This is a genomic window from Amycolatopsis sp. NPDC049253, assembly GCF_040678995.1.
In the GTDB taxonomy this organism is placed as follows: Bacteria; Actinomycetota; Actinomycetes; order Mycobacteriales; family Pseudonocardiaceae; genus Amycolatopsis.
The window spans coordinates 242,549-266,006 of the sequence record NZ_JBFAQX010000007.1; the positions used below are offsets into that span (position 1 = coordinate 242,549).

At 66.6% G+C, this 23,458-nt stretch carries 26 protein-coding genes; 11 read left to right on the top strand and 15 right to left on the bottom strand.

Going from position 1 to position 23,458, the window contains the following annotated elements; genetic code table 11:
• Positions 1-29: 29 nt before the first annotated feature.
• The 6 genes from AB0K15_RS18910 to AB0K15_RS18935 all read right to left on the bottom strand — a co-directional run bounded on the left by AB0K15_RS18910 (position 30) and on the right by AB0K15_RS18935 (position 2,391).
• Positions 30-179 (bottom strand): hypothetical protein, encoded by a 150-nt coding sequence (locus AB0K15_RS18910; RefSeq protein WP_364051573.1) that lies wholly within the window; start codon positions 177-179, stop codon positions 30-32.
• Positions 180-238: 59 nt separating this feature from the next.
• Positions 239-442, bottom strand: coding sequence for a hypothetical protein (locus AB0K15_RS18915; RefSeq protein WP_364051576.1), 204 nt, complete (start codon positions 440-442; stop codon positions 239-241).
• A gap of 41 nt (positions 443-483) precedes the next feature.
• Positions 484-1,014 carry an NUDIX domain-containing protein gene (locus AB0K15_RS18920; RefSeq protein WP_364051579.1) on the bottom strand — a complete coding sequence of 177 codons (531 nt, stop codon included), beginning with the start codon at positions 1,012-1,014 and terminating at the stop codon, positions 484-486.
• A 36-nt stretch (positions 1,015-1,050) separates the two neighbouring features.
• Positions 1,051-1,749 (bottom strand): hypothetical protein, encoded by a 699-nt coding sequence (locus AB0K15_RS18925; protein WP_364051582.1) that lies wholly within the window; start codon positions 1,747-1,749, stop codon positions 1,051-1,053.
• Positions 1,750-1,852: 103 nt separating this feature from the next.
• Complete coding sequence (locus AB0K15_RS18930; protein ID WP_364051585.1) at positions 1,853-2,089, bottom strand: hypothetical protein; 237 nt, start codon at positions 2,087-2,089, stop codon at positions 1,853-1,855.
• Positions 2,089-2,391, bottom strand: coding sequence for a hypothetical protein (locus AB0K15_RS18935; RefSeq protein WP_364051588.1), 303 nt, complete (start codon positions 2,389-2,391; stop codon positions 2,089-2,091). The genes AB0K15_RS18930 and AB0K15_RS18935 overlap by 1 nt, the downstream gene beginning before the upstream one ends.
• 114 nt (positions 2,392-2,505) lie before the next feature.
• On the opposite strand from AB0K15_RS18935, the gene AB0K15_RS18940 reads away from it, so the two are divergent.
• Positions 2,506-2,856 carry a winged helix-turn-helix domain-containing protein gene (locus AB0K15_RS18940; protein WP_364051591.1) on the top strand — a complete coding sequence of 117 codons (351 nt, stop codon included), beginning with the start codon at positions 2,506-2,508 and terminating at the stop codon, positions 2,854-2,856.
• Here AB0K15_RS18940 and AB0K15_RS18945 read toward each other — a convergent pair.
• The 6 genes from AB0K15_RS18945 to AB0K15_RS18970 all read right to left on the bottom strand — a co-directional run bounded on the left by AB0K15_RS18945 (position 2,853) and on the right by AB0K15_RS18970 (position 8,966).
• Positions 2,853-2,990 (bottom strand): hypothetical protein, encoded by a 138-nt coding sequence (locus tag AB0K15_RS18945; protein ID WP_364051594.1) that lies wholly within the window; start codon positions 2,988-2,990, stop codon positions 2,853-2,855. The genes AB0K15_RS18940 and AB0K15_RS18945 overlap by 4 nt on opposite strands.
• Positions 2,991-3,164: 174 nt before the next feature.
• Positions 3,165-4,103, bottom strand: coding sequence for an NAD-dependent epimerase/dehydratase family protein (locus AB0K15_RS18950; RefSeq protein ID WP_364051597.1), 939 nt, complete (start codon positions 4,101-4,103; stop codon positions 3,165-3,167).
• A gap of 4 nt (positions 4,104-4,107) precedes the next feature.
• Positions 4,108-5,574, bottom strand: coding sequence for a helix-turn-helix transcriptional regulator (locus tag AB0K15_RS18955; protein ID WP_364051600.1), 1,467 nt, complete (start codon positions 5,572-5,574; stop codon positions 4,108-4,110).
• Positions 5,575-5,671: 97 nt separating this feature from the next.
• Complete coding sequence (locus AB0K15_RS18960; RefSeq protein WP_364051603.1) at positions 5,672-7,132, bottom strand: pentapeptide repeat-containing protein; 1,461 nt, start codon at positions 7,130-7,132, stop codon at positions 5,672-5,674.
• A 620-nt stretch (positions 7,133-7,752) separates the two neighbouring features.
• Positions 7,753-8,106: a hypothetical protein gene (locus AB0K15_RS18965; protein WP_364051606.1), complete on the bottom strand. Its 354-nt coding sequence runs from the start codon at positions 8,104-8,106 to the stop codon at positions 7,753-7,755.
• A gap of 149 nt (positions 8,107-8,255) precedes the next feature.
• The gene (locus tag AB0K15_RS18970) at positions 8,256-8,966 is read right to left on the bottom strand and encodes a hypothetical protein (protein WP_364051609.1); all 711 of its coding nucleotides are present in this window, start codon (positions 8,964-8,966) and stop codon (positions 8,256-8,258) included.
• Positions 8,967-9,018: 52 nt separating this feature from the next.
• Between AB0K15_RS18970 and AB0K15_RS18975 the strand changes: the two genes are divergently transcribed.
• From AB0K15_RS18975 to AB0K15_RS18990, 4 genes are all read left to right on the top strand, one after another.
• Positions 9,019-9,933, top strand: coding sequence for a hypothetical protein (locus AB0K15_RS18975; RefSeq protein WP_364051612.1), 915 nt, complete (start codon positions 9,019-9,021; stop codon positions 9,931-9,933).
• Between the two features lie 72 nt (positions 9,934-10,005).
• On the top strand, positions 10,006-10,212 hold the full coding sequence (locus AB0K15_RS18980; RefSeq protein ID WP_364051958.1) for a YDG/SRA domain-containing protein: 207 nt from the start codon (positions 10,006-10,008) through the stop codon (positions 10,210-10,212).
• Positions 10,202-10,606, top strand: a complete 405-nt coding sequence (locus AB0K15_RS18985) for an HNH endonuclease (RefSeq protein ID WP_364051615.1) — start codon at positions 10,202-10,204, stop codon at positions 10,604-10,606. Before AB0K15_RS18980 ends, AB0K15_RS18985 begins: the two co-directional genes overlap by 11 nt.
• A gap of 339 nt (positions 10,607-10,945) precedes the next feature.
• The gene (locus AB0K15_RS18990; RefSeq protein ID WP_364051618.1) at positions 10,946-12,472 is read left to right on the top strand and encodes a pentapeptide repeat-containing protein; all 1,527 of its coding nucleotides are present in this window, start codon (positions 10,946-10,948) and stop codon (positions 12,470-12,472) included.
• A 726-nt stretch (positions 12,473-13,198) separates the two neighbouring features.
• On the opposite strand, the gene AB0K15_RS18995 is transcribed toward AB0K15_RS18990, so the two are convergent.
• The gene (locus AB0K15_RS18995) at positions 13,199-14,686 is read right to left on the bottom strand and encodes an MFS transporter (RefSeq protein WP_364051621.1); all 1,488 of its coding nucleotides are present in this window, start codon (positions 14,684-14,686) and stop codon (positions 13,199-13,201) included.
• Between the two features lie 167 nt (positions 14,687-14,853).
• Here AB0K15_RS18995 and AB0K15_RS19000 point away from each other — a divergent pair, with 167 nt between their 5' ends.
• Positions 14,854-15,756 carry a LysR family transcriptional regulator gene (locus AB0K15_RS19000; protein WP_364051624.1) on the top strand — a complete coding sequence of 301 codons (903 nt, stop codon included), beginning with the start codon at positions 14,854-14,856 and terminating at the stop codon, positions 15,754-15,756.
• A gap of 263 nt (positions 15,757-16,019) precedes the next feature.
• Positions 16,020-16,916, top strand: coding sequence for an alpha/beta hydrolase (locus AB0K15_RS19005; protein ID WP_364051627.1), 897 nt, complete (start codon positions 16,020-16,022; stop codon positions 16,914-16,916).
• A gap of 129 nt (positions 16,917-17,045) precedes the next feature.
• Here AB0K15_RS19005 and AB0K15_RS19010 read toward each other — a convergent pair whose 3' ends face one another.
• Both AB0K15_RS19010 and AB0K15_RS19015 read right to left on the bottom strand, forming a co-directional pair.
• Positions 17,046-17,414, bottom strand: a complete 369-nt coding sequence (locus tag AB0K15_RS19010; protein ID WP_364051630.1) for a hypothetical protein — start codon at positions 17,412-17,414, stop codon at positions 17,046-17,048.
• A gap of 480 nt (positions 17,415-17,894) precedes the next feature.
• Positions 17,895-18,890 carry a hypothetical protein gene (locus AB0K15_RS19015; RefSeq protein ID WP_364051633.1) on the bottom strand — a complete coding sequence of 332 codons (996 nt, stop codon included), beginning with the start codon at positions 18,888-18,890 and terminating at the stop codon, positions 17,895-17,897.
• 917 nt (positions 18,891-19,807) lie between these two features.
• Here AB0K15_RS19015 and AB0K15_RS19020 point away from each other — a divergent pair.
• From AB0K15_RS19020 to AB0K15_RS19035, 4 genes are read left to right on the top strand one after another with little or no spacing between them, the layout of a single operon-like run.
• A complete protein-coding gene (locus tag AB0K15_RS19020; protein WP_220244957.1) occupies positions 19,808-20,068 on the top strand; it encodes a hypothetical protein in 261 nt (86 codons plus the stop codon).
• Positions 20,069-20,072: 4 nt separating this feature from the next.
• Positions 20,073-20,321: a hypothetical protein gene (locus AB0K15_RS19025; protein WP_285971769.1), complete on the top strand. Its 249-nt coding sequence runs from the start codon at positions 20,073-20,075 to the stop codon at positions 20,319-20,321.
• A 26-nt stretch (positions 20,322-20,347) separates the two neighbouring features.
• Entirely contained in the window at positions 20,348-23,086 is a 2,739-nt protein-coding gene (locus AB0K15_RS19030) for an FtsK/SpoIIIE domain-containing protein (protein ID WP_364051637.1), read from the top strand.
• Positions 23,086-23,454: a hypothetical protein gene (locus AB0K15_RS19035; RefSeq protein ID WP_364051640.1), complete on the top strand. Its 369-nt coding sequence runs from the start codon at positions 23,086-23,088 to the stop codon at positions 23,452-23,454. The genes AB0K15_RS19030 and AB0K15_RS19035 overlap by 1 nt, the downstream gene beginning before the upstream one ends.
• Positions 23,455-23,458: the final 4 nt, after the last annotated feature.

Below are 23,458 nucleotides of genomic sequence, written 5' to 3' on the forward strand. Positions count from 1 at the left end.
GCGGAATGGGCCGCCGGGCCGGGGCGAGCTCAGCGCGGGGGCGTGACCGTGACGGAGATGACCTTCGGGTCGCGGAAGGGCAGCGTCTCCAGGGTGTTCGCCTCCTGTTCGGTGACCATCCGGGTTTCCTTCGGCTTGCCGCCGCGCGAGATCTCGACCTTGTGGTCCTTCTTGGCCATGCGGGTTCCTCTCTCCTGTGTGGGCGGTGCGGATGTGCCTGCGGGGCCGGGGTGGCGGGCTACTTGTTCGTGACCACCCACTGGACGAACTCGGGGTTCGCGGCCGGGTTGGTCGCGCCGAGCGTGTAGTCGAGCCAGTCGACGATGGCCGGGACGGTCTCGCCGGCGTCGCTCTTGTCGATCACGGCCAGCACGACGGCTTCAGCGAGCAGCTCGCGGCATCCGAGCTTGCGGCTGGCCTGGGTGATCAAGGTCGCGTTCATCGGGTGGAGATCCTTTCGGTATGGGTGCTGGGGATCGGGGTTCAGCGGGCGTCTTCGTCGTCGTGCGGCCAGGACGGCTCCAGCTCGCGGTACAGGCGGACCGCCCGGGCGAGGATGCGGTGGTGGTCGAACGCGAACCCGCCCATGTCGGCGACGCGGGTGGCGATGTGCAGCGGCATCCACTCGGCCGCGGCGGCATCGTCGGCGGCGACAGGGTCCGGGGCGTCGTTCAGGAGCACGCCGTAGGCCACCGACACGTACCGGCCGCGAGCGTCGCGGCCCGGCTCGTCGAACACCCCGACCTGGGCGACGAACGAACCCTCCGGCACGTGGATCCCGGTTTCCTCGGCCAGCTCCCGCACCGCCGCGTCCCGCGAGCACTCGTCGCGGTCGACGTGCCCGCCGGGCAGGGCGAGCTTGCCCTTATCCGGGTTCCAGCCGCGCTGAATCACCAGCACGTGCCACACCCCGTCCCGCCGGGTGAAGGCGGCCATGTCGGCGGCGTAGAACACCGGGGCCCGGTCATCAAGACGGGCGGCGAGCTTCGCGGCCATCGAACCGATCAGCGACATCGAAAATCCTTTCGAGAAGGGGTTTTCAGGGGTGGTTCAGGCAGCCCGCAGGTCACGGCCCGCGGGGGTCGGGGTGAGCAGCTCGGTGACGTAGGAGACGAACGAGCGCTGCGCGCACGGGTGAATCGCGTCGGTCTGCGGGTCCCGCAGCGTGGTGCGCAGCCACAGCGTCAGCCGGGCCACCGACCAGCCCTGGCGCCGCCGCGCGGCGATCGAGTCGACCAGGGCGTCCAGGAACGCCGGCCGAACCCGCGGCGCCCGGATGGCGGCCTGCTCCACGAGGGGGTTCGGTCCCGCCAGCACGGTCGAGAGCGGCGGCCGGCTGGTGTACCGCGGGCGGGCCGCGGCGTGGGCGGCCTCGTCCTCGGCCCACAGGCGAGCCTGAGCGGCGACGTCGCGGTAGACCGTGGCACGGCAGTGCATCACCGGGTCGGTGGTGCGGGTGGTGAGCAGGCGGGCGTTGCGGGTCAGCTGGCCGGCCAGCTGCTCCAGGCGGCGGGCCACCGCGATCGCGGCGTCGGTTTCGGCCAGCACCACGACGAGGGGGTTGCCCTCGGTGGCTTCGGCCTCGGCCAGCAGGTGCAGCTGGGCCGCGACGTCGCGGTAGACCTCCGCCCGGACCGACATGACGGTCTCCGGCAGACCGGCGGTGGCCAGGATCGTGGCGTTACGGGTCAGGGTGTCCGCCAGGTCGCGGAAGCGGCCCGAGATCGCGGCGGTCGCAGTGCTGGTCATGAGCGGTCCTTTCGAGCGGGCCGAACCGGGAGAAGGCATGGCGGTCCCCGGGCGGGAATTCGGAAACTGTGGAAAAGTGCGCGGAAGGCGTGCGCGGAAGGCCTCAGGCGGCCGAAGTGGTGGTGCTGTTCTTGATCTCGTCGAGCGTGGCGCCGCGGGCCTGGTCGATCACCTTCGCCAGCCGCATCGCCACCAGCCCGTGCGGGCCACCGAACATCTGGTGCAAGCCGTTGTGCGTCTGATTCAGCCACACCCACCGGGTGGTCGGCGGCGCCGACGCGGGCGGCATCGTGGCTGCCAGCTGCGAGAACTCGGCCGGGAGGAACAGGCGGTCAGCCATCACGCCACCTCACCGAAGAACACGGCGCGCACCGCGGCCGTCTTGCCCTGGCCGGCCTTGCTGCCCACGATCACGTTCTGCTCGAACAGCGGCACCACCGGAGCCACCGGACCCTCCAGCTCGGCCAGCGCTGCGTCAATCTCCGCGATCTCCCCGTAGAGGTCGGCCAGCTCGGCCACCGCGTCGAACATGTCCACCGCGAACCCGTCGCCGGCCAACCCGGTCGTGTCCTCGAAGTAGTCGAAGTCCAGGTCAGCCGCGGCCATCTCGGCCTGGCGGCGGGTCTGGTGTGCGTTCCTCATCGTTCGTCTCCGTTCGTCGTCGGTCATTACAAACTAGTACGTACTAGTTTGTAGGTGGTATCGGCCGTTCGAGTGAACTAGGCCATGGTGGTTTGTGTCGCTAATATGGCGCCTATGGAGGCAGAGTCCCGACTTCAGGCACCGTTTGAGCAGGTAGCCGAGAAGATCGCCGAAGAGATCCGGTCCGGTACCTACGCGTTGGGGGAGAAGCTGCCGAACCAGCGGGACATGGCCGAGCGGTACGACGTCGCGATCGCCACGCTGCAGAAGGCGCTAGGGCTGCTTCGTGACCGCGGCTGGGTCAACTCACGGGCACCGATCGGCACGTTCGTGGCCGCTTCCATTCCGGACTCCGGCGAGCCTCTGCCATCCCTGCCCGAGTTGTCGGCAACGGTCAAAGATCTGCAGGCCGAGGTCGCTTCGCTGCGGAAGTCCGTCGATGACCTCATGGCCGGCCGCGATTAGCCGTTGCCCAGGTCCCGGAAGAACTGCGCAACGCTGTCAATGATGCCGTTGCCCTTGTCCGTGGCCGAGTTGACCATGCCAGCCGCGTCGTGCGGGTGATGGATCACCAGGGCCAGCACGACGAGGACGATCACCGCCCCGACCACCTTCTTGAGGATCCCAGCCGCCGGTCTTGATGCTGAAGGGGTTCTTCGCCATCTCGCTACTTCCTCTCGGTGTTCTTGTTCGCTGTGATGCATTAAGAACACCGCAAAGAAGGCTGGGTTGGTAGGCGATCTACAGTCGCGTCGAACCTATTCCGAACAGGACTATTCCGGGGCGGCATACGCGCTGGTCAGGGCGCTCCAGCCGTCCGAAAGAATCCGCAACAAATCTGAGTTCGGGGCTTTCCAACCCAACTCGTCGCGGATGCGTCGACTGTCCGCGAGCAATACGCGCGGCTCGTTCGCGGGCGGGTTCCGCTTGGTCCGGACTGGGCGGCCGGTGACCTGCTCGGCCGCGGCGAGAACGTCGTTGATCGACGTCTCCCGGCCGCTGCCGACGTTGTAGGCGCGCCACTCGCCGACGGCGCACGCTTCGATCGCGAGAACGAACGCCTGGGCCATGTCGGCCACGTGCACGAAGTCGCGGACGGCCGTCCCGTCGCCGTTGAGGCCCAACTCGTCGACGAGTCCGGCCTGGACGGCGAGCACCTTGGGGATCAGGCGGGTGAGGTCACGATCGTGGCAGCCGCCAACGGCACCGGCGATGTTGAAGGCGCGGAGGCTGATCGCTCCTAGCTGTCCCGTCGCCGCGACGTTTGCAGCTGCGAGGTCGGCTGCAGCCTTGGTCGCTCCGTACGGGTTCGTCGGAGCGATCGGCGCGTCTTCGCTGATGGGCTGGGCCTCGGAAGTGCCGTAGACGGCCGCTGTTGAGGCCAGGACGAGGCTGGCCGGCGCATCCCGGCTCGTGAGCGCGTCAAGCAGGTTGAGCGTGCCGCTGACGTTGGTGCGCCAGTAGCTCATGGGGTCGGTTAGGGACTCGCGCACGCGCGCGCGGGCCGCGAGGTGGCACACGCCGTCGACATCGTGGACCGCGGCACGGAGGCTTGCCGGGTCCTCCAGATTCCCCACTGCCGCCGTCGCTGCCCGTTGTGGTGCATTGGAAGCATCGCGAACGAACGCCACCGGTTCATGCCCCTGGTCGGCGAGGGCAGCGACGACGGCGTGTCCGAGGAACCCGGCCGCGCCGGTGACGAGAACGCGCACGTGCTCAGCTTGCCAGCAGTGTGCTGCGGTGCTGCCAGGCCATCTCGATGCAGGCGCGCGAGATCGGGGAAAGCGGTTCGGACTTGAGCCGCTCACGGGCCTCGGTGTTGAAGGGAATGCCGACAGTCGGCCGCGTGGCGTCGGTGCTGACTGCAGCGCCTTCCTCGTTGACCTCGACCATGTTGGCGAAGAGCTTGTCGAACACCGGGCCGTCGATGACGGCGACGGTCAGCAGTTCTACCCACAGGGTCAGCGGTTCAAGCACTACTGCGCAGGTGAAGACCCGGAAGTCGCCGGCCGCGCGAGCGGCGGCGAACGAGCGGAACGGCTCGTCCTGGTCGTAGTCGATCGGGTCGAGCGAGTTGCCATCGTGCTCGGGGTTGCCGAGGAATTCCTCGGAGTACTCGCGCTGGATGTTGCGCCACACCGAGAAGTCGTTCGACTGGTGCGCCGGCGCCAAAGCAGCCGGCTGGAACACCCCGGCGGGGATGACGTGGAACATGCCGCCTGCGACAGCGGTGGCCTTGGCGTCGCGGCGGTGCAGGAACATCCGGTGCCCGTCGATCGGGTCGCGCCGGATTGTCAGAGTGTTGATGCTGGGCAGCATCGGGCGCGCCAGCAAGTCGAACGGGTCCTCGATGTGCCTTCGCAACGGCAGGTGGGCCAGGCTGGGCCGCTTTCGCCCCGCACTGAGCCAGGCGTCGGCGAACTCGTGCGCTGCCGCTTCGCACACGTCGAGCACGTCAAAGTAGGTCGTGTAGTTGAACCCGAGGCGGCCCCGGTCGCCGGTCCAGTCAACGTCGAGGAGTCGGTAGCTGACCCGGTTGTCCAGCAGCTTGGGCCGGGCGAGGTCGCGAAGGGCGCGAGAGTACAGCCGGAAGTGTTCCCCGTCCGCGGCGAGCGGCCGAACGCCCTCGGTCTGGTCTATGCCGCCCGTGATGACTGGCTTGGGCGGTGTTTCGGCGATCCAGTTCAGCTCCACGTCGGTCAGCTCGACCGGGCGCGAGGGAAGCCACTCGGACTGAGTGAGGACAGTCGTGCCCGGGATTACGTGCGCTCGGGGATACAGCTCGGAGGCGAGGTCACCCAGCACCGCACGGTTGGCGTTCAACTCACGTCGGACGAACTTCCATCGCTCCTGGCTCTCATGCGGCGCGCCGGCCTCGCTGACCTGTCCGGGCTTGGGTACGGCGTCAGCCGAGCGGTCGGGCAGGACACCCAGGCGCTCCGGCGGAATGTGCAGCTTGCCTGCGATCGTGCGCAGTTCGGCGACTCCGGGGACCAGTTTGCCCTTCTCGATCTTGGATACCCACGACTGCGTGGTGCTGAGCAGGTCGGCGGCGTCCTGCTGCGTGAGGTTGTGCTGCTGTCGGTACCAGCGGATCACCTCGCCGGCGTTGGAGCCATCAGGCGGAGCCGCGACGGACTGTGCCACGTGTAACCATCCTCCGTTTCGCGCAGTGTCGGTCACGCTGTCTCCTCGCATCCGCTCCATGGTTCGCCTTGCACTTACTGTGCCACGAGCCCTGTATGATTTGGCGCCGTAGGGCCTAGCCGACGTCTCTATTCTACCGTCCGGTGGCTGCGTCTGTAATTGTCAGCTGCTTTCGTACGTCAGAGACTTCTCCTGCACTGTGGTAGAACTTGACGTTTTTATCAGCAATCTCGGAGAGTTTCACGGTGTCGCCATCTTCAAAATTTACTCCCCGAAAGCAAATTTCGCCCCGCCTAATGTCCGGCTGAGTGATGCTCAGTAGTCCTGATTGGAAGGTCGCTTCAGAGAAATCTATGATCCCGCCGTTCATGACGAGGTTTTCAGCGTGTATCCGGCTTCCGGAGAGGACGGCGTTTCTTATGGCCAGAGTTCCTCCGTTAAGGTCCATTCCATCCATTGACAACTCCGTGCCCTCAAGAATAAGTTGCTGGTTGGAAAACCTATCATCGCCCTTGATGGTCATGGAACCGTCGTTGATCGTAAGTCCGTTCAGCCAGATTGTGCCGCCGCGACAATTTTGGCCGATAATGTTGATTTCCGTTCCGTCTATCACGGCTCGGCTAAATGCGAGACTAGAACCCTTTGTCATCTCTAGGCGATGAAGCTCAATCGTTCCACCTTCGAGATGACTACTTATGAAGCTGAGATGTGCACCCCTGCTCAGGTCGGGCACCAGTCGCAGTATTCCGCTGTGCAGGTTTATCCCTTGAAAGTTCACAGAGCAATCGTTGCCGAACGAAAAGTACAGTGTGAGGTCTGAGTCCTCAATGTAAGAGAATTCGAAGCCGAGGCTATCGTTTACGATGGCTGCTGCGAAGGAGACGTACGAGCTGATAAATTTACAGTTGCTGAACCAGGACTCTCCGTAGAACAAGCACCCGTCAAAGATGACTTGACACTCCTTGAAGACGGCGCCCTCGAATAGTGCGCCTTCGAACACTGAGCCTTGAAAATCGAATCTATAGCCAAACCAGTTTGATTCGGCATCCGGATCTAGGTGAGCGGTTATAACCTTCTGTATAGTTGTTCGTACGTGACTTTCTTCGTGTGGGTTTCGGCTTTCTGTGGGAACGGCCTCGAGCCACTGGCGCCACGGCTGCATTGGGTTCTCGGTCACGGATTCTGGCTCTGGAATTTCGGACGGCTCCAGTATTATCGGGAAGGGCATCCGGAGGTATGCGCAGAGTACATCGATGCAGACTTGCCTTTGCTCGGGCCAGTCGTCGGCGAGGGCTGCCATTGCGTAGACGCCGGCTAAGCGTATTGCGGCAGTGTTGGAACCAATCTGCTCCGCAGCCTTCGCAAATCTTTCGTTTGAAAGGCGGGTAAAGTCTCGCAGGTCTTGTGCTTCGTGAATCCGTTGGCGTCGGTAGCCGACCACGAGCGCGACTACTCCGCCGATTCCAGCGATCGTTGCGAAGCTGACCTTGAGGGAATCGAAGAGGAGTGTTGGTGAAACGGACCCCGCACGTCCGTCAATTGCCAACGTTGGGCGGCTGTAGGCAAGCCAGAGTGTCAGCAGGGACGCGGTCATGATTGTAACCGCGGTGATGAGCCAGTACGTTATGTGAGCCGATAGGCGGCCCTTGTTGGCCGACGGTCGATCTCGACGATGGGCATCTCTTCGGCTTTTTCGCCGAGTCGACATATCGATCTCCTGTTCAATCTGCACTGAGTGCGGGTCGACGCATCCGCACGCTGTATCTGACGCGCGGTTCGGAGCCGCGTTTGTGGGCGCGCCGACCCTTGAGTGCGGGTGTGACGTGTCCTAGGGCTGCAGCTTGTTCCTGTCGTTGTAGCTCCTCTCGCAACGATCACCTTGGTGTGGAGTTTGGCAGATGACACTGACAGCCGCTGACAACGCCGCGCGCAGCGAGCACCGGCTGAGACAGGAAGTCCGACAAGGTGCCCAGTCATTGCCGGCTCATTCCTGACCAGAAGAGGTTCGGCGCTCGATATTTATAATGACTTCCCGCCGCCGTTCTAAGCCTCGCCCGCCGAGACCTCGTGAGCGGACCTGAACGGTCAGGGGAGTTGACCACGGCGTTTCCATCTCATGGCACCTGACCGACGTCATGTCCGCGAGTGGAAGTCGGTCGAGGTGGCCGACGGCCGGGAGCGGAAGTCCCGACCGCCGGACCTCTGCACGTGCGATCAGTCGCTCACGAGATCTGCCTCCGAGAACCCGCCGGCTGCCAGATTCTCCTGGATTGAACTGACAATCTGCATGGTTGTCGCTACAGCCTCCGCCATCTCGATCGACGATTGGGCCTTCTGGCTGTCACGGGTGATCATCCAGTGTCGCGTGTATGAACCCATCAAGAATCGCCACACGTCGCCCAGGCGGTCGACGAGCCGCGCAAGTTCGACAGGCCTGGCGCAGTGACATTTGACGTCGTCGTGCGAGGCGTGGCTGTAGTAGACGGCGACTGACCCATCGGGCAGGGGTCGGCAGGGCGCCACCGCCACGTGCCCGTCGTGCCGGATGTAGCTCATGGTGGTGGACATCTCGACTCCCGTAGAAGTGTGCGTACATGCTCACTCGGTTCGACCACATGCTGCGTTACGCGATGTCTGCCCTATGACATCGCGGTCCCAGGGGCCTATGCGGCTGACGATGTCCCATCCGTGCCCACGGGACTTGGTCTGGTGGTCGCCTACGACGTGAATCGTGCGGCCGCGTCGAGCATGTGCCCGCAGTACCGCGGTTCCCCCACTGACGGCAGTGGGAGCCACTCGGCGAACCCGCGCGCCTCGGTGGTGTTCTCGATCAGCGTGGTTGTCCACGTGTACCCGGCGCCGCGTTGCGCCGCGCGCAGGGCCCGCACCCGCCGGTCGCCGCGCACCCAGGGCGGCCCGTCAGTGGACCAGTCCAGGCGGGAGAAGGCGGCGAGCGCCAGGATCCGCCCGTAGCCGCGGCGCCGGATCCCGTCGTCGACCTGGACGTGTTCGAGTACCCCGATGCGGTCCTGAGGGCACAGCGCGAGCGTGGCCGCGCCGACCGGCTGGCCGTCCAGGTGCAGCTCGATCCGGCCGGGCTCGGCGACCTCGCCCGGTGCCACGGCGACCAGTTCCAGCCCGGCCCCTGTGGCTTTCCCCGCGTCGGCTTGTTCGTAGGCGGGGTCGATGAGGGCCCACTCGTGCTCGGTGTGGCCTTCGTCGCGACATCGGTGGCAGATGAGCGCGTGCAGGCGCAGCGCCGCGATCCAGGAGAACGTGCCCGAGTCGGTGACGGGGTGCTGGCGCGGGCAGTGCTTTGGCGGGTGGACGGTCAGCGTCCCGTCCGGGTTCAGCTCGTGCCGTGGCGCCGGACGCACCGGGAGGTCCCCGCTGCCGTACTCGCCGGGCGGTCGCCGAGATTCGAACATGCGTGCGAGTCTAGCGCTGCGGTGCTGGTCAGCCGGGTTGATGATGAGACACATGCCCGTGCCGGAACTGCCGCTGCGGCTCGCTGTGGTCGAGCCGGCCACGGCGCTGCCCGTCGGGCCGTACGAGTACTCGCCGAAGCTGGATGGGTGGCGGTGCGTGGTGCACGTGCCGGGTGGGGTGCTGCAGTCGCGCACCGGTGGCGACTTGACCGACCGGTTCCCGGGGATTCTGGAGGCGGCGGCACCACTGGGCCGGGTGGTGTTCGACGGTGAGCTGTGCGCCTACCGGCAGGGTCGGCTGGAGTTCGCGGCGCTCGGCTACGGTCCGGCGCGGCGCCGCGCCGAGGGCATCGCCGTGGTGTTCGTGGCGTTCGACTTGCTCGGTGCTCGCGGCCGCGACTTGCGGTTGTGGCCGCTGTCGCGCCGGCGGGAGCGGCTCGCGGCGGTGGTCGGTGCGGGCAACGCCGGCGTGCAGCCGATGCTCTCGACCCTCGACCTCGCCCAGGGCCGGGCGTGGGTCAGCGCGGACCAGGCGGCCGTCGGTATCGAGGGCGCCGTTGCGAAGCCGCTGGCCAGCCGGTATCCGCTGCGCGGTGGCCGCGCCGGATGGGTGAAGGTGCGCCACTACGACGACGTCGACGCGCTCGTGCTCGGCGTCACCGGCAGCCCTACCCGGCCCACGGCGCTGGTGCTCGGCCAGACGGACCGGCGCGGGCGGGTGCGGGCCGTCGGCCTGTCGGCGCCGCTGTCCCGGACCGCGCTCGGGTCGCTGGCCGGTCGGCTTCGGCTCGCCGAGGGTGGGAAGAAGCGAGCATCGGGGATTCTTGCCGGTCTTCCCGGTGCCGAGGACTTCACCTACTGGCCGGTCGAGCCGAGCGTGGTGGTCGAAGCACGCGCGGACCGAGCCTTTGAACTGGGCCGATTTCGCCATCGAGTGTCCGTCGTGCGCGCAAAGCCGGATCAGTAGTCAACGGATGCGAGCTGTTTGGCTGCCGACGCGCGTTGCTACTTTGCCGAGGACGTCTGCGAGGGATGCTGGTTGCGGTCCCCGGCCTCCGGAGATCCGAAATACTCACCTGCCTCCGGCTATCGATACGACGGCTTGTACCGGATCGTTGACGTGTGGCCAGAGCAGAACTCGGACGGGTTCCGTATCTGGCGGTTCCACCTGGTGAAAGCTGACGCTCCGGAACCTTCAGTCGCGGGGGGCGGCAGCCTCCCGCACGAAGCGAGGTGTGAAGTCTAGGAAGAGCGGCAAGCGCAAGGTTCTGGTCGACGTCCGCATTGGCCAGGACGGCTTTCGCAAGGACCTGCTCGATCGATACGGCCTGGTCTGCGCGGTCACCGGTGAATGCCCTGGTGAGGTACTTCAGGCAGCCCACCTTCGCGCCTTCTCGAAGTTCCAGCGCCACGTCGTCACCGAGGGGCTGTTACTCCGATCCGACATCCACCGCCTTTTTGACACGGCCCGAATGACGATCGAGCCACGCGACCGGACATTGCTGGTCCATCCTGGCCTCATGGGATTCGCTGAGTACGCACGCTTCGCGGGCCAGCGGCTCGCTATCGCTGACGGGCTGCTGCTGGACCTCGAAGTGCTCATCGAGCACCACGCAGAGGTCACGGGCGGCTGGGCGTAGTCCTCCACCCGTCGTCTCAGCCGTCAAGGATCGTTGGCCGTAAGTGCCGGTGCCAAGGCGTTCTGACCTGCACCGGGATACTTCGCGCCCGTCGTGACCGACGAACCTGACAGCGTGCAAACAGTTGAGTTCTTGTCAGTGGCGAGGTAAGCCTGGCACTCGTGGTCCTGGCTGGGCCCACGCCCGGACTCTCTGCCTTTTGGCGAGTGGAGCCCGCGGACGGTCCGAGCCGGGCATCATGTTGCGGTGCGCATACTTGATCGACTTTTTCGGACGCCGCCAACGACGAAGACTCGCACAGCGGTGATCCTTTTGGGTTCGGCTGCGGTGCTCCTAGCGGTGGCTTCGAGTCTGCAGTTCGACTGGATCAACTGGTCGGCGGCCGGTAGCTGGCTGAAGGCGCATGCTCCGCAGGTGGTTTTCGTGGTGGTCGCCGTGATTCTCGTCGTAGCTGCGGGTCGCGTATGGTTCCGCAAGCCGCGCCATCCGTCGACGCCCGTACAGTTGACCTGGCGAGTGGTTGCGCTCGCCGGCACGATCGTGTGCGTCGTCGCCTGGGGCGCAACGTCGTGGCTGCTCACCGAGGCCGACAGTGCCACGGACCGCGGCGCAGCACGCGTCGACGCGATCAAGACTGGCCTCGGCATTGCCGCCGGCACCACTGGCATCTTCGCCCTGCTCTTGTCTCTCCGCCGACAGTCCCACCAGGAGCGCGATGCCACGGAGAAGAACGTCACGGAGCTGTACACCAAGGCTTCCGACCTCCTCGGCTCCTCCAAAGCCGCTGTCCGTCTTGCTGGGCTCTACGCATTGGATCGTCTCGGCCAGAACAACGAGGACCAGCGCGAAACGATCATTAACGTTATCTGCAGCTACTTGCGGATGCCCGTAAACGCGCCGGGCGTGCTCGCCGAGGACGCCACCCCGGAACAGCACACCCGCCACGAAGATCAGATCCAGGAAACCCAGGTCCGCCTCGCCGCCCAACGCATCCTCCGCAACCACATCACGCCGGGACGCCGGGAATGGCCTGGTCTCACGATTGATCTCACAGGCGCCGATCTCACCAACGCGAACTTCGACGATGCGAACTTCGCTTTCGCCAAGCTCGCTGACGCAAACTTCACCGGCGCGATCCTCACTCACGCGAACCTCTCCCGAGCGGACCTGCGAAAGGCGCACCTCGCCGGCGCGAACCTGGTCAAGGCGAACCTCGCCCACGCGACCCTCGCTAGCGCGATCCTCGCCCATGCGAAGCTCAAGGGTGCGTGCCTCACAGACGCAAACCTGATTGAGGGCAACCTCGTACACGCTGACCTCGGTCACGCGGACCTCTCCGGCGCGGACCTGCGAAAGGCGGACCTGACCGGCGCAACGCTTATCAACGCGAGGCTTCTCGAGTCAGACCTCACCCGAGTTAACTTTACGGGCGGGATTGGCCTCATGGTGAAGCTCACCAAAGCGAATCTCGGGCAGGCGAACCTACCCCGCGCGGCTCTCGTCCAGGCGAACCTCGCCGGCGCGAGGCTCGTCGAGGCGAACCTCGCCGGCGCTGATCTCACTCAGGCGAACCTCGCCGGCGCGAGGCTCATCGAGGCGAACCTCGCCGGCGCGAAGCTGATCGAGGCGAACCTCGCCGGCGCGACTCTCGCTGAGGCGAACCTCGCCGGCGCGAATCTCGCCCAGGCGAACTTATCCCGTGCTGACTTGCGCGATGTGCATCTCACCGGAGCCAACCTCAGCCAGACGAACCTCATCCAGGCGAACTTATCCCGTGCTGACTTGCGCGATGTGCATCTCACCGGAGCCAACCTCAGCCTGGCGGACCTGACCGAGGTAGCTCTCCCTGAGGGCTTCGTGCTGTAGCGCGAGGCCGAGCACGGCGACGCATCGATCGTTTGGCTGAGGTGTGACCACGTACAACTCCGCGAGCATGCTGGGCGCCCTGGAGACCATGCCAACCTTGCTGGGCCAGTTGGTCTCAGTTCACCCAGTTCACACTAGTTCCGTGAAGACCGGCGGAGTGGCATGACCACGCCGTGCTCGGCATCAGGTGACAAACGCGCCCGGAGGAGGCTCGAGACTTGACCGGCCGCCCGCTTCCCCGAGCGTTGAGCACACCCGCGCGCCATGAGTTCGCGTGTTTACGTTGGTCAAAGGCTGTAACTGGGCTGGCGGCCCTTCAGATTGGTCCGGAGGCCGGGGACTGTCGCCCTGCAGTACAGCAGTGAAGTACAGCAACCGCACTGGCCCTCCGCGACCAGGATCGACCAGCGACGGCCCTCTGACCTCGGCAAAGACGGACAACGGCTTTCGTGCTGATAGTTCGCATCGAGAAGGTCAGGGGTTCGATTCCCCTTAGCTCCGCCGGGACTCAAGGGCCGCCGACAGTAGGTCAAACGAGCACGCCGAACCGTCTTGAACGACAGGGAATCGAACTCGAAATCGCTAGACGGCTAATCCCCGTCCGTGGGTTCAAATCACACCGACACCGCTCTTACCAGGCAGAACGCCGGGTGCCCGTGACAGGACACCTGGCGTTCTGCCGTGTGGTCTCAGTTCTGGTCGGCCCGCCGTAGGACCTATCAGCTCCTACCGAGCTGCGGGGCGGGCGGCGCGGAAGGCGGTGCGCCGGGGCCAGCCTGCTGGTGCGCGGCTTCCACGCGGTGGGTTTTTCGTGCTGAGCTGGAGCGCGACGATGATCGCGGCGAGGACTGCGAGACCGGTCGCGATGAGGAACGACAGGCGGTAACCGTCCACCAGGGAGCCGCCGTGGCCGTCGGTGGCCGCCGCGGCCGCGGTGGCGAGGATCGCGAGGCCGACCGCGGCGCCGGTCTGCTGACTGGTGGTGAACAGCGCCCCGGCCAGTCCCTGGTCGCTGGCCCGGACCCCGCTGGTGATCGCGATCGACGCGGTCGGCAGCGCCAGCCCGACCCCGGCCGCGGTCAGCACCAGCCCCGGCAGCACCGCCGCCGGGTAGCTGGCCCCGGCGGTGATCTGCGCGAGCCACAACTGCCCGGCGCCGATGCAGGCCAGTCCGGCGAGCAGAACGGCCTTGATGCTAAACCGGGCCAGCAGCCGGCGGGTACCGAGCGTGGAGACAAGCACCACCGTCGCGGTCGACGGGCCCAGCGCCAGGCCGGTCGCCACCGGGCTGAACCCCAGCACCTTCTGCATATACAGCGACGCGAAGTACACGTAGCCGGCCAAGATGGCACCGATCAGCAGCATCGCCGCGATCGCGGCCCGCCGGGCCGGCTCCGCCAGGATCGACAAGGGCAGCATCGGGGCCGCCGCCCGCTTTTCGGCGAACACGAAGCCCGTGCTCAGCAGCACAGCCAGGACGAGAGCGATGATGGTGACGGGCGCAGTGAAGCCGTGCTGTTGCCCACTGCTGAGTCCGAAGATCAGCGCCGCGATGCCGGTGGTCACCAGTAGCGCCCCGCGCACATCGACGCTGCCGCCGCCGGACCGTTTCCCGGCCGGCAGTCGCGGGACCAGCGCGAGCATGAGGGCGATGATCGGCGGGTTGATCAGGAACACCGCCCGCCAGCCGAAGTACTGGGTGAGCAGCCCGCCGACCACTACCGCGGCGGTCGCGCCCGCGGCGGTGGTGGCCTGCCAGATCGCCAACGCCCGGTTGCGCGCAGCCCCTTCTGCGTTGGTCGTCGTCAGCAGCGACAGCGCAGCCGGGGAGACCATCGCCCCGGCCGCGCCCTGCACGATCCTGGCGATGATCAGCATGATCGGCCACTGCGCGAGCCCGCAGGCCAGCGACGCGATCCCGAACAGCGCCAGGCCGAGGGCCAGCACCTGCCGCCGGCCGAGCAGGTCCGCCAGGCGACCGCCTGCCAGCAGCAGCGACCCGAACGCCAACGCGTACCCGGTGACGATCCATTGCAACTCCGCCGCGGGCATGCCCAGCTCCCGCTGGATCGAGGGCAACGCCACGTTCACAATGCTGAAGTCCAGCTGCAGCACGAACTGGGCGGCGCAGATCAGCGAGATGACAAGCATGGCCCGCCGCGATTCGCGCGCAGCGGGTAGCGGCGCGGCGCCATTCATCGAGTGGTCTGCCATTGGCGAATCTCCTGTCGTGGCTGTGTTCCGTAGCGGTTCGTCGGCGTCAACCACGCCCGTCGTAACTTCGATGCCGATCCGGCGGCAGCGCGCACAGATACACTGCATCTGCCTGACAGATGACACTGTCCAGATATGCTGCAATTCAGGCCTGGAGGCGGTGTCCGATGGAACTCAGACAGCTACGTCATTTCCTGGCGTTGGTCGAGGAACGCAGCATCACTCGCGCCGCCAAGCGCGAGCTCATCGTGCAATCAGGCCTGTCGAATTCCCTCCAGGCTCTCGAACGCGAACTCGGTACGCCGCTCTACGTCCGCGGAACCCGACCCGTCCGACTCACCGCGGCCGGCGAGGCTTTGGTGGGCCCGGCTCGCCGGACCTTGACCAGCGCTGCGCAGGCAGAACAGGCCGTACACCACACCCGTGACGTGCTCATCGGCACACTGCGCCTCGGCATCTCGCACTCCACTCAGCATCTGGTGCCGTTCATCTCCTATCTCGGCGAGTTCACCCGCGAACATCCCGGCATCGACCTACGCCTGCAGTACGCGCCCGCGTTGACGATGATCTCGATGGTCGAGGCGGGAGAACTGGATTGCGTGATCGGACCCGCGGTCAACCAGGTCCCGGGCCTCCGGATGACTCGCCTGGCGCGAGAACCACTGCACCTCGTCTGCCGTGCTGATCACCGCCTGGCACAGCAGGCCGAGGTCACCATCAGACAACTCGCCAACGAACGGTTCGTCGAAGTACCCACAGGGTGGACAGGTCGCCTGTTGAGTGACGCCGCGTTCGCCGGTGAAGGAATAGCGCGCCGGATCGTCTGTGAGGTCGGCGACTGGGAACTGTTCCTCGAGCTGGTCAGCGCAGGCGTCGGTATCGGCTTCGCTCCAGCCGGTCTGCAGTACCCGGTGTTGACCGCGCCAGACAGCGTTCTGCGGCTCATCGCGGTCGAGGACATGCACCCGGAAAGGCACATCTACCTGATCCTGCCCTCGGTGGGCGAGACCAGTCCGGCAGCACAGCGGTTCGCCGATCAGCTGCTGCGCATCCACACCGCGGGCAGCTAACCGGCACCGGTAATCCACCCCAGCCCCGCCAGCTCGGAAGGGGCGGTTGCCGACGCGCTCATGGCGCGACCATCTGATCGTCAGATGCACTCCATCTGTGACAGGTGCGCCGCAGGCGACATCGGCGGCCACGGAGACGCGGTTATATGAAGCGAAACTTCCATGCCGAGCGTGGACGCCGACCCAACCGTCGCCGCGGCCGCTCTGGAAGATCCACCACCCAGTCGGCGCCTACCCGCCCGAAGCTAAAGGAGTTCGCCAAGATGAACCTCACCGACCACGCCGGAGTCCGGCTCACACACGGCAAGCCCAAGGTCAACGGCGTGGAGATCCACTACGCCATCGGCGGCGCCGGCGAGCCGGTGTTCTTGCTGCACGGCGTGCCGAAGACCATGTCGTACTGGCGCCACCTCGTGCCGCTGCTGACCCCGCATTACACCGTCATCGCGGTCGACAACCGAGGCGCCGGCGGCTCCCAGCGCCCCAGGACCGGCTACGACACCGCCACGATGGCCGCTGACGTCGCCGAACTGGCCACCCACCTGGGATTCGACCAGTTCCGCGTCGCCGGAGAGGACTGGGGCGCGGCCATCGCCTACGCCGTCGCCGCCTTCCACCGGCCCCGGGTGCGGCAGCTGGTGTTCCAGGAAACGCTCCTGCCGGGATTGCCGGCCGGCCCGGGATTGCCGGGCGGCGGACCCGACCCCTCGCTCGCCGCCGACGACGTCCGCACCGGCTGGCACTTCAGCTTCTTCAGCCTGCCGCACGTGCCCGAGCTGTTGCTGGCCGGGCGGGAACGCGCATTCTGGACCTGGTACGCCCGACGCCACATGTGGGACCCCAGCGCGCTGGCGGAGCAGGACATCGACGAAATAGTGCACTCGGCCGAACAGCCGGGCGGCACCAGCGCCATCTTGGAGATGTACCGTGCCCGCCAGGCCGACGCCGAACAGAATCGCCCGCACTACGCTGACCCGATCAGCTGCCCGGTCCTGGCCGTCGGCGCCGAGGCCTATCTCGGGGACGCAATAGCCAAACAGCTCGCGCAAGTGGCCCGCGACGTCCGGGGCGTCGTCATCCCCGCGTCCGGCCACAACATCGCGTGGGAGAACCCCGCCGCCCTGGGCCAGGCGTACCTCGACTTCTTCGCCGCCGGCTAAGCCCGCGGGTTCAGCCATGTGACCCAGCGGCATACAGATCATCCATTCCGCGCGACACTGGGCAGCCAACTTAGTTGTTGTGTTGCTCGAACAACCTCTGACCCGCCGCACAAGCCTCGCGTATCGATGTTAGCGGTTAGGTGTCTCAATCAAGGTGATTGTGTTCCCGTCTGGATAGGTCAGAGTCACTGCGTTCCCTGCATGAGTCCACATGTAGGAGCAAACTTTGTTCGGCTGATAGTCGGCACTATTGACGACTGGGCACACCATCTTGCATTGCTGCATCACAGTAGTGACGAATGCCGTTTCTTCATTGCCGCAGATCTCCGGGTTAAGGCTGACAGCGCCACCACCCGACTGCTGAGTAGGTGGTGCTGCTGCCTGCGGGGCGTGGCTCGCCGCGTTAAGGATTGCCGGAAGGGAGAGTATGCCGGTAATCAGTAGCCCTGCGAACGTCAAGATGGAAGTGACCCAGATCGCGGTCTTGTTCACAGCCATGCCTCACTCTTCTCGATGTCTGCGGTCCAAGTCGCTAACTTGGTGCAGACTGTTACGGCATGTGATCCAGCACGCAACGGCTTGTCTCTGCGCAACTAAACGGCCTTGCCTTCTGAGTGGGGCTCGCCAGCCAATAGGTCACGGCCCGCTTCTTCGGGTTAGTCCTCGCCGGGATGACTTCGGCTGCAACCGTCTCGACGAAGCTTCGTTTGATGGCCGCGCGGTGAGCTCGGGAGGGATTTGGCGAAACATCGGCCTCCTGGACGCAGCCGGCGACCGCGTGATCGGTCAATTACGCGCGCCGCAGAGGTAGGCGGCTGGTCTCAGTTCTAGTCCCAGTTCAGGTGCGTTCGTGCCTGTTCACATCAGGTCATCGATGCCCTATGAGCAGGCCAAACGAGCCCGTTGACCCACCTTGAACGACCGGGAATGGAACTCGAAATCGTGTGAGGGTAAGTCAGGTGCACGCTGTGCACCGATTCACAGCGGCCGAGCCGGCGAGGGGACGGGGTAGCCGACGTAGTCGGTGCCATCGCGGTAGACGAGGGCGACGCCGGCGCTGGCGAGGAGGTCCTGGAGGTCGTCGTGTGGCCTGGAGGGAAGCAGGATGGCGGTCGTAGGGTTTGGCGGCGTCACGTGACGGCGGTAGTCGAAAAGCTGACCGATTGCTTCGCGCACAGCCTTGCGGGACGCGCTGCCCTTGGCCTCGTAGAGGACCTGCGCGTTCTGGTCGTAGATGTCGGTGAGCAGGGTCGACGTGGTGCCCTTGATCTTGATCTGGAATCGCGCGACGGCGTGACCTTGGCGCCGCAGGAAAGCCTCGTAGTGGTCGGTGAGCTCAGCTTCGCGACGTTCGGCAACGGTGCCGCCCGACCATGTGCGCTTGCTCGATTTCGTCCTGGATTGCTCCGGCGGGATCACGGAGCTGGTGGTCACGTCGGCCGGCACGAGCTCGGCCTTGGTCGTCGGAGCCGGCGGGATCTTGTCGCCAGGAGCGGGTGCCCGGCCGTCCGCGGCGCGCATGCGGAAGACGATGACCTTGCGCTGGTTGTCAGCCTGGTCGCGGGACTGGCGGACGTAGTAGGGCTGGTCGTCGTCGAGGCGCATCGCTCCGACGTAACGATGGATCTTGGTGTCCGAGTCTGGCAGCTTGTCGACGGCCTTAAAGACGTGCAAGGTGCGGCCCGCTTTGACGTGTTCGAGAACCGCCTTGTTCATCGCGCCCATACGGCCACCGAAGCTCTGGTCACCGATGTTGCCGGCGCCGGTGTACTCGAAAATCGGCCCGCGGGAGTCTTCTTCGGCTAGCCAGCCGTCGACGTAGCCGAAGCGCTTCCCGGCCGCGTCGTCCGAGTAGATCAGGATGGTGTTCGAGCTGGTCGAGGGGACGATGCCCCCTTGGGTGGAGCCTCCGAGCACCGCCCGGACGTCCTCGCGGGTGTAGATCCCACCTGGCCTGAGTTGCCCTGCGGCCACGCTGCCCCCTCGTGTCGTGCTACCCACGCCTTGAGTCTGACACCCACTGCCGACAGTCTCGGCAGTCACAGGGCCGCTGAGCGGCCGGCAAGCGAGGTTGCACAGCCACGACCTCGCGGCCGCGTCTGGAACTACCCGATCGGGTGGCATCGGTGAGGACCGCGCCTAGTCTCACTTCTAGGCTCATTCATCCCCGGGCACCGGCGTTCACTCACAGGTGGGGTGGGCCTGACCAGGCACTTTGTGGCCCGAGAACCCCCGTGCACGGGCGTGTGCAGACTTGGAAAGCGTGTTGGGTTCACGCCCTCGCAGGTTCGAATCCTGTATCCTCCGCCGCACCAACAGGCGAAGCGCCGGGCAGCTTTCACGAGCCGCCCGGCGTTTTGTCGTTCACAGGTCCGACGCGCCGCGCTGTTTACGCGGCCACGGTTGCTCGCCAAACGCGCTCGGTCCACGAAGTGAGCCGAGCGAGGCACCACTTCCGGAAACGCGAATTTCCTTTCATATAACCGATTTCTCCCCATGCGCGGCCGTGCGGAGGCCGTTGCCGAAGCGTTGCTGATCGACACCCGCGCAGGCCAGGGGCTAGCCGAGGACCTCCGAAACCCACCCCGATCCCACCCGCTAGTCTCCTCCGCAGACTCGATCGTAGAAGTTCGGAGAGGTTCATCGGTGTCACGAATACCGGCCTGACCTGGGCGCGGCCACTCGCGCGCGAGCCTCGAGAACCGCAGGTCACCATGGCTGGAACACGGTTCGGGGGTCCCGTTACCGACCGCTGCCCGCGAGGCCCCGGACGTCACCCACGTCCGGGGCCTTGTCGATTCTCCCCCAGTTCCTCACTTACCGAAGACACCTGATCACGCTAAGTTTGTACGTGGTCGTTCCAGCCCCGACGCACCGAGGAGTCCGCCCCCATGCCCGGAGTGGAAGAGATCCGCGCTGGCATCGCGCTCGCGAACGAGAAGGCGTCCGCGAGCATCGCCGCCCTGCAGCAGGCAGCGCAATCTCTCGAAGAAGCCCAGTTGTCGCTTTCCCAGGCGACGCAGGGCAGCAGTCAGCACGAGGTCAACCAGGCCCACGGCCTGCTGGCCGAAGCGCTGAACGGAATCACCGGGATGCAAAGCACCATCCAGGCCAGCATTTCGTCCGCCGACTCCTACTCGGCCCGGTTGTAACCGCATGTCGGGACTCGCCGAGATCCACCAGTTGCTCACCGCCGCGATGACGGGACTCACCGACGGGCGCGCCCACGCCGAGCGGGCCAAGTCCCTGCTCGGGGACGCTCGCAGAGCGCTCGTCGACGCACAGGCGAAAGCCGATCCTTGGCTGCCGACGCAACTGGACCAGGCCGACGAGGGACTCGACCATCTCCTCACCCGCCTAGCCGCCGCCGACGACCTGGTGAGCGGATATCAGTCACGCCTGTAGGGACGACCGCCTCATGAGCAGCACCGATGGCCAGTAAATCCGCCGAGCAGCGCAACCGCGTTCAGACGGCGCTGGACCGGGTCCGGCACCAGATCGGGCTCGTGCTCGGTGCCGCCGCCGGCGCCCGCGAAGCCGCGGAGGCCGACGTGGCGCGGCTCGCTCTCGAACAGGAAATCGTGCGCGTCGGCATGAACCACGCCGACGCCGAGCAGCAGACGGAGTGGGCGCGGCACCCGGCCGCGCACGAGGTTTTCGCTTCGCTCGGCGGCGTGCGCAACGCGTTTTACACCGACTGGAGCTCGGGCCCGGGCGCTCTGCGGGACCTGGTGGCGGCCAACGCGCCGGGTCCCGCGGGGCGGCCGCCGAGCGAATGGCTCGGCCGGGTGGGGACCAACCCCGGCATCACCGCGCCGGGGTTGTGGCGAGTGGGCTCGGCGACGGCGGCCGGCCGCGACATCTCGCGGACGTTCGACGTCGCCGTGCCCCTGCTCGACGAGTCGCACCTGCAGATCACCTCGGCGCCCAAAACGCGTCCGGTGATCGACGGGATCGTGCAGAACCTGCTGATGCGGGTGCTCTCGACGTTCGAGCCCGGCGCCGTGAAGATCCACCTGTGGGACATCGGGCAGCTCACCGCGATCCTGCCCGACCTGTACCCGATCAGCCGCACCAGCGCGCTGTCGCTCTACGACCCGACGCGGCTGGAAGACCTGCTCGACGAGCTGGCCGGCCACATCCGCCGCATCCACGCCACCGGCATGCAGGCCGGGCACACGTCGTTGCGGGAGCTGCGGCGCGCCAGCAACCAACGGGTCGAGCCGTACCGGATCGCCGTGCTCTACGGCAACGGCGAAACACTGGAACCCGAGCTCGCGCGCGACCTCAAGCGCGTGGCCAGCGGCGCGCTCGCCGCCGGGATCTGCCTGATCCTCATCGACGTGCCCACGGCCGTGAGCGCGTCGGTCGAATCGCTGAGCCTGCTCGACGAGCGGCGCGCGATCAGCAGCATGACCGGCACCGACCTCGTCGTCGACCTCGATCCGCCGCTGCCGTCGGGCCAGGTGATCCGGGCGGCCGGGCGGATCGCGGACGCGTTGATCGCCAAGCAAGGCGGGCCGCGGTCCTTCGCCGACCTGCTGCCGACGGAGTTCGGCCAGGAGAGCTCGGCGCGGGAGCTGCGCGCACCCGTCGGGTTCTACGAGGGCGAGGCCGTCGAGGTCGTGATCGGCGACGCGAGCCCCCACGCGCTCATCGGCGGCCCGAGCGGTTCCGGGAAGACGAACTTCCTCTACGCGCTGCTGGGCAGCCTCGCGGCGCGGTACACACCGGACGAGCTGGCGCTGTACCTCCTGGACTTCAAGGAAGGCGTCTCGTTCGCCGGTCTGGCACCCGGGCGCAAGGACGCGAGCTGGCTGCCGCACGCGAAGCTCGTGGGTGTCAACGTGAACACCGACCGCGAGTTCGGCCTGGCGCTGCTGCGGTTCCTCGCCGATGAGCTGCGCCGGCGTTCGGCTGCCGCCAAGGAACACGAGGTCACGAACCTCGCCGACCTGCGCGAGCAGGACCCGGGTGGGCACTGGCCGCGGATCGTCGCCGTGATCGACGAGTTCCAGTACCTGTTCGCCGGCCGCGACCAGGTCACCGCCACGGCCACGCAGCTGCTGGAGGACATCGCGCGGCGCGGGCGTTCGCAAGGCATCCACCTCGTGCTGGCGAGCCAGGACGTCGCCGGCATCGAGGCGTTCTGGGGCAAGCCGGCGGTGTTCGAGCAGTGCACCCTGCGCATCGCCATGCCGAAGGCGCGGCGCGTGCTGGCGGAGACGAACAACGCGGCCGTGTCCGCGCCGAAGTGGCACGCGGTGATCAACCACGATTCCGGCGTGGCGCACGGAAACCTGCTCGCGCACATCCCGGACGCGAGCAGCCGCAACGTGTTCGTCGACCTGCAGCACAAGCTGTGGGAGCTCTACTCCGGACGCTTCCCGCGCCCCCGGCTGTTCGACGGCGCGCATTCACCGGTACTGGAACAGTTCCCGGCGTACACGGAGCTCAAGCCGACCTCGCGCCCGCGCGCACTGCTGGGCCAGTCGATCGACGTGACGGAGGCCGCGCAGGGCGTGGAGCTGCCCCGGGCGCCGGGCCGCAACGTCGCGGTGCTGGGCGGCGCCTCGGCCGAGGCACTGTCCATCATGGACTCGGCGGCGCGGTCGCTGGCGCGGCAGTACGACCTCGGCGAGGTCGAGTTCGTCCTGCACTGCCCGATCGAGGCGTGCGCGCCGGCCGTGCTGGAGCTCACGGACCGGCTGCGCGCCGAGGGGCACATCGCGGACCTGATCGACGACCTGACGGCCTTGCTGACCTCGATCGTCGAAGGGGAGCTCGGCGGTCCCTCGCGGATCCTGCTGCTGTACGGAGTGGACGCCGCGCTCCCCGCGCTGGAGGCGAAGGCGCCCGGCCAGCTCAAGAGCGGCCTCGACCACCTGCGCACGGTACTCAAGACCGGCCCGGGCCACGGCGTGCACACCATCGGCTGGTGGCGCAGCATCTCGCGCCTCAAGGACACGCTCGGCTTCGGCGGCACCGACGACATCGGCACGTGGGCGGCGCTCGACGTGCAGGGCAACGAGCTCTCCCCGTTCGCCGCCGGCCAGGTCGTGCACTGGTCACCGCGCCAGGGCCGCGCGTTGTTCTTCGACCGCACCACGCACGGCGCCCCCGAAGTGATCATCCCCTTCCAGCGCCCCGAAACCTCCGGAGACGTGTGATGACGGACGACGCGAGCGCGGCCATGCGCTACAAGGAGATCGTCGGCCTGGCCCGCGGCTCCGCCGACAACCTGCGGGCCTGGGAGCTCGCCCGCGCCGACGAGATCGACCACCAGCTCGCCGACGCGCAGGCCGCCGTCTCCGCCGCGAAGGAACGCGAGGAGAAGGCGGCGGAACGCGCTTCCCGCTGGTGGAAGATGGCCCTGCACAACGTCGCCCGGCTCAACTTCCTCGAGCCGGCCGACGATCCGCAGCCGGTGTCGACGGCGCGGCCGCAGTACCTGGACCGGTACCTCGAGGAAGTGAAGCCGTCGTACCAGGAGCTGGTGCAGGCGGTGCTGGCGCTGGGGTGGCGAGCGAAACGCTGATTTC

Bases quoted from the DNA above. Each gene is read 5' to 3' on its own strand.
- AB0K15_RS18920 (WP_364051579.1), bottom strand. From the start codon at position 1,014: ATGTCGCTGATCGGTTCGATGGCCGCGAAGCTCGCCGCCCGTCTTGAT.
- AB0K15_RS18930 (WP_364051585.1), bottom strand. From the start codon at position 2,089: ATGGCTGACCGCCTGTTCCTCCCGGCCGAGTTCTCGCAGCTGGCAGCC.
- AB0K15_RS18970 (WP_364051609.1), bottom strand. From the start codon at position 8,966: ATGTTCGAATCTCGGCGACCGCCCGGCGAGTACGGCAGCGGGGACCTC.
- AB0K15_RS19005 (WP_364051627.1), top strand. From the start codon at position 16,020: ATGAACCTCACCGACCACGCCGGAGTCCGGCTCACACACGGCAAGCCC.
- AB0K15_RS18940 (WP_364051591.1), top strand. From the start codon at position 2,506: ATGGAGGCAGAGTCCCGACTTCAGGCACCGTTTGAGCAGGTAGCCGAG.
- AB0K15_RS19010 (WP_364051630.1), bottom strand. From the start codon at position 17,414: ATGGCTGTGAACAAGACCGCGATCTGGGTCACTTCCATCTTGACGTTC.
- AB0K15_RS19020 (WP_220244957.1), top strand. From the start codon at position 19,808: ATGCCCGGAGTGGAAGAGATCCGCGCTGGCATCGCGCTCGCGAACGAG.
- AB0K15_RS19030 (WP_364051637.1), top strand. From the start codon at position 20,348: ATGGCCAGTAAATCCGCCGAGCAGCGCAACCGCGTTCAGACGGCGCTG.
- AB0K15_RS18935 (WP_364051588.1), bottom strand. From the start codon at position 2,391: ATGAGGAACGCACACCAGACCCGCCGCCAGGCCGAGATGGCCGCGGCT.
- AB0K15_RS18910 (WP_364051573.1), bottom strand. From the start codon at position 179: ATGGCCAAGAAGGACCACAAGGTCGAGATCTCGCGCGGCGGCAAGCCG.
- AB0K15_RS19035 (WP_364051640.1), top strand. From the start codon at position 23,086: ATGACGGACGACGCGAGCGCGGCCATGCGCTACAAGGAGATCGTCGGC.
- AB0K15_RS19025 (WP_285971769.1), top strand. From the start codon at position 20,073: ATGTCGGGACTCGCCGAGATCCACCAGTTGCTCACCGCCGCGATGACG.
- AB0K15_RS18925 (WP_364051582.1), bottom strand. From the start codon at position 1,749: ATGACCAGCACTGCGACCGCCGCGATCTCGGGCCGCTTCCGCGACCTG.
- AB0K15_RS18995 (WP_364051621.1), bottom strand. From the start codon at position 14,686: ATGGCAGACCACTCGATGAATGGCGCCGCGCCGCTACCCGCTGCGCGC.
- AB0K15_RS19000 (WP_364051624.1), top strand. From the start codon at position 14,854: ATGGAACTCAGACAGCTACGTCATTTCCTGGCGTTGGTCGAGGAACGC.
- AB0K15_RS18915 (WP_364051576.1), bottom strand. From the start codon at position 442: ATGAACGCGACCTTGATCACCCAGGCCAGCCGCAAGCTCGGATGCCGC.
- AB0K15_RS18975 (WP_364051612.1), top strand. From the start codon at position 9,019: ATGCCCGTGCCGGAACTGCCGCTGCGGCTCGCTGTGGTCGAGCCGGCC.
- AB0K15_RS18960 (WP_364051603.1), bottom strand. From the start codon at position 7,132: ATGACCGCGTCCCTGCTGACACTCTGGCTTGCCTACAGCCGCCCAACG.
- AB0K15_RS18965 (WP_364051606.1), bottom strand. From the start codon at position 8,106: ATGTCCACCACCATGAGCTACATCCGGCACGACGGGCACGTGGCGGTG.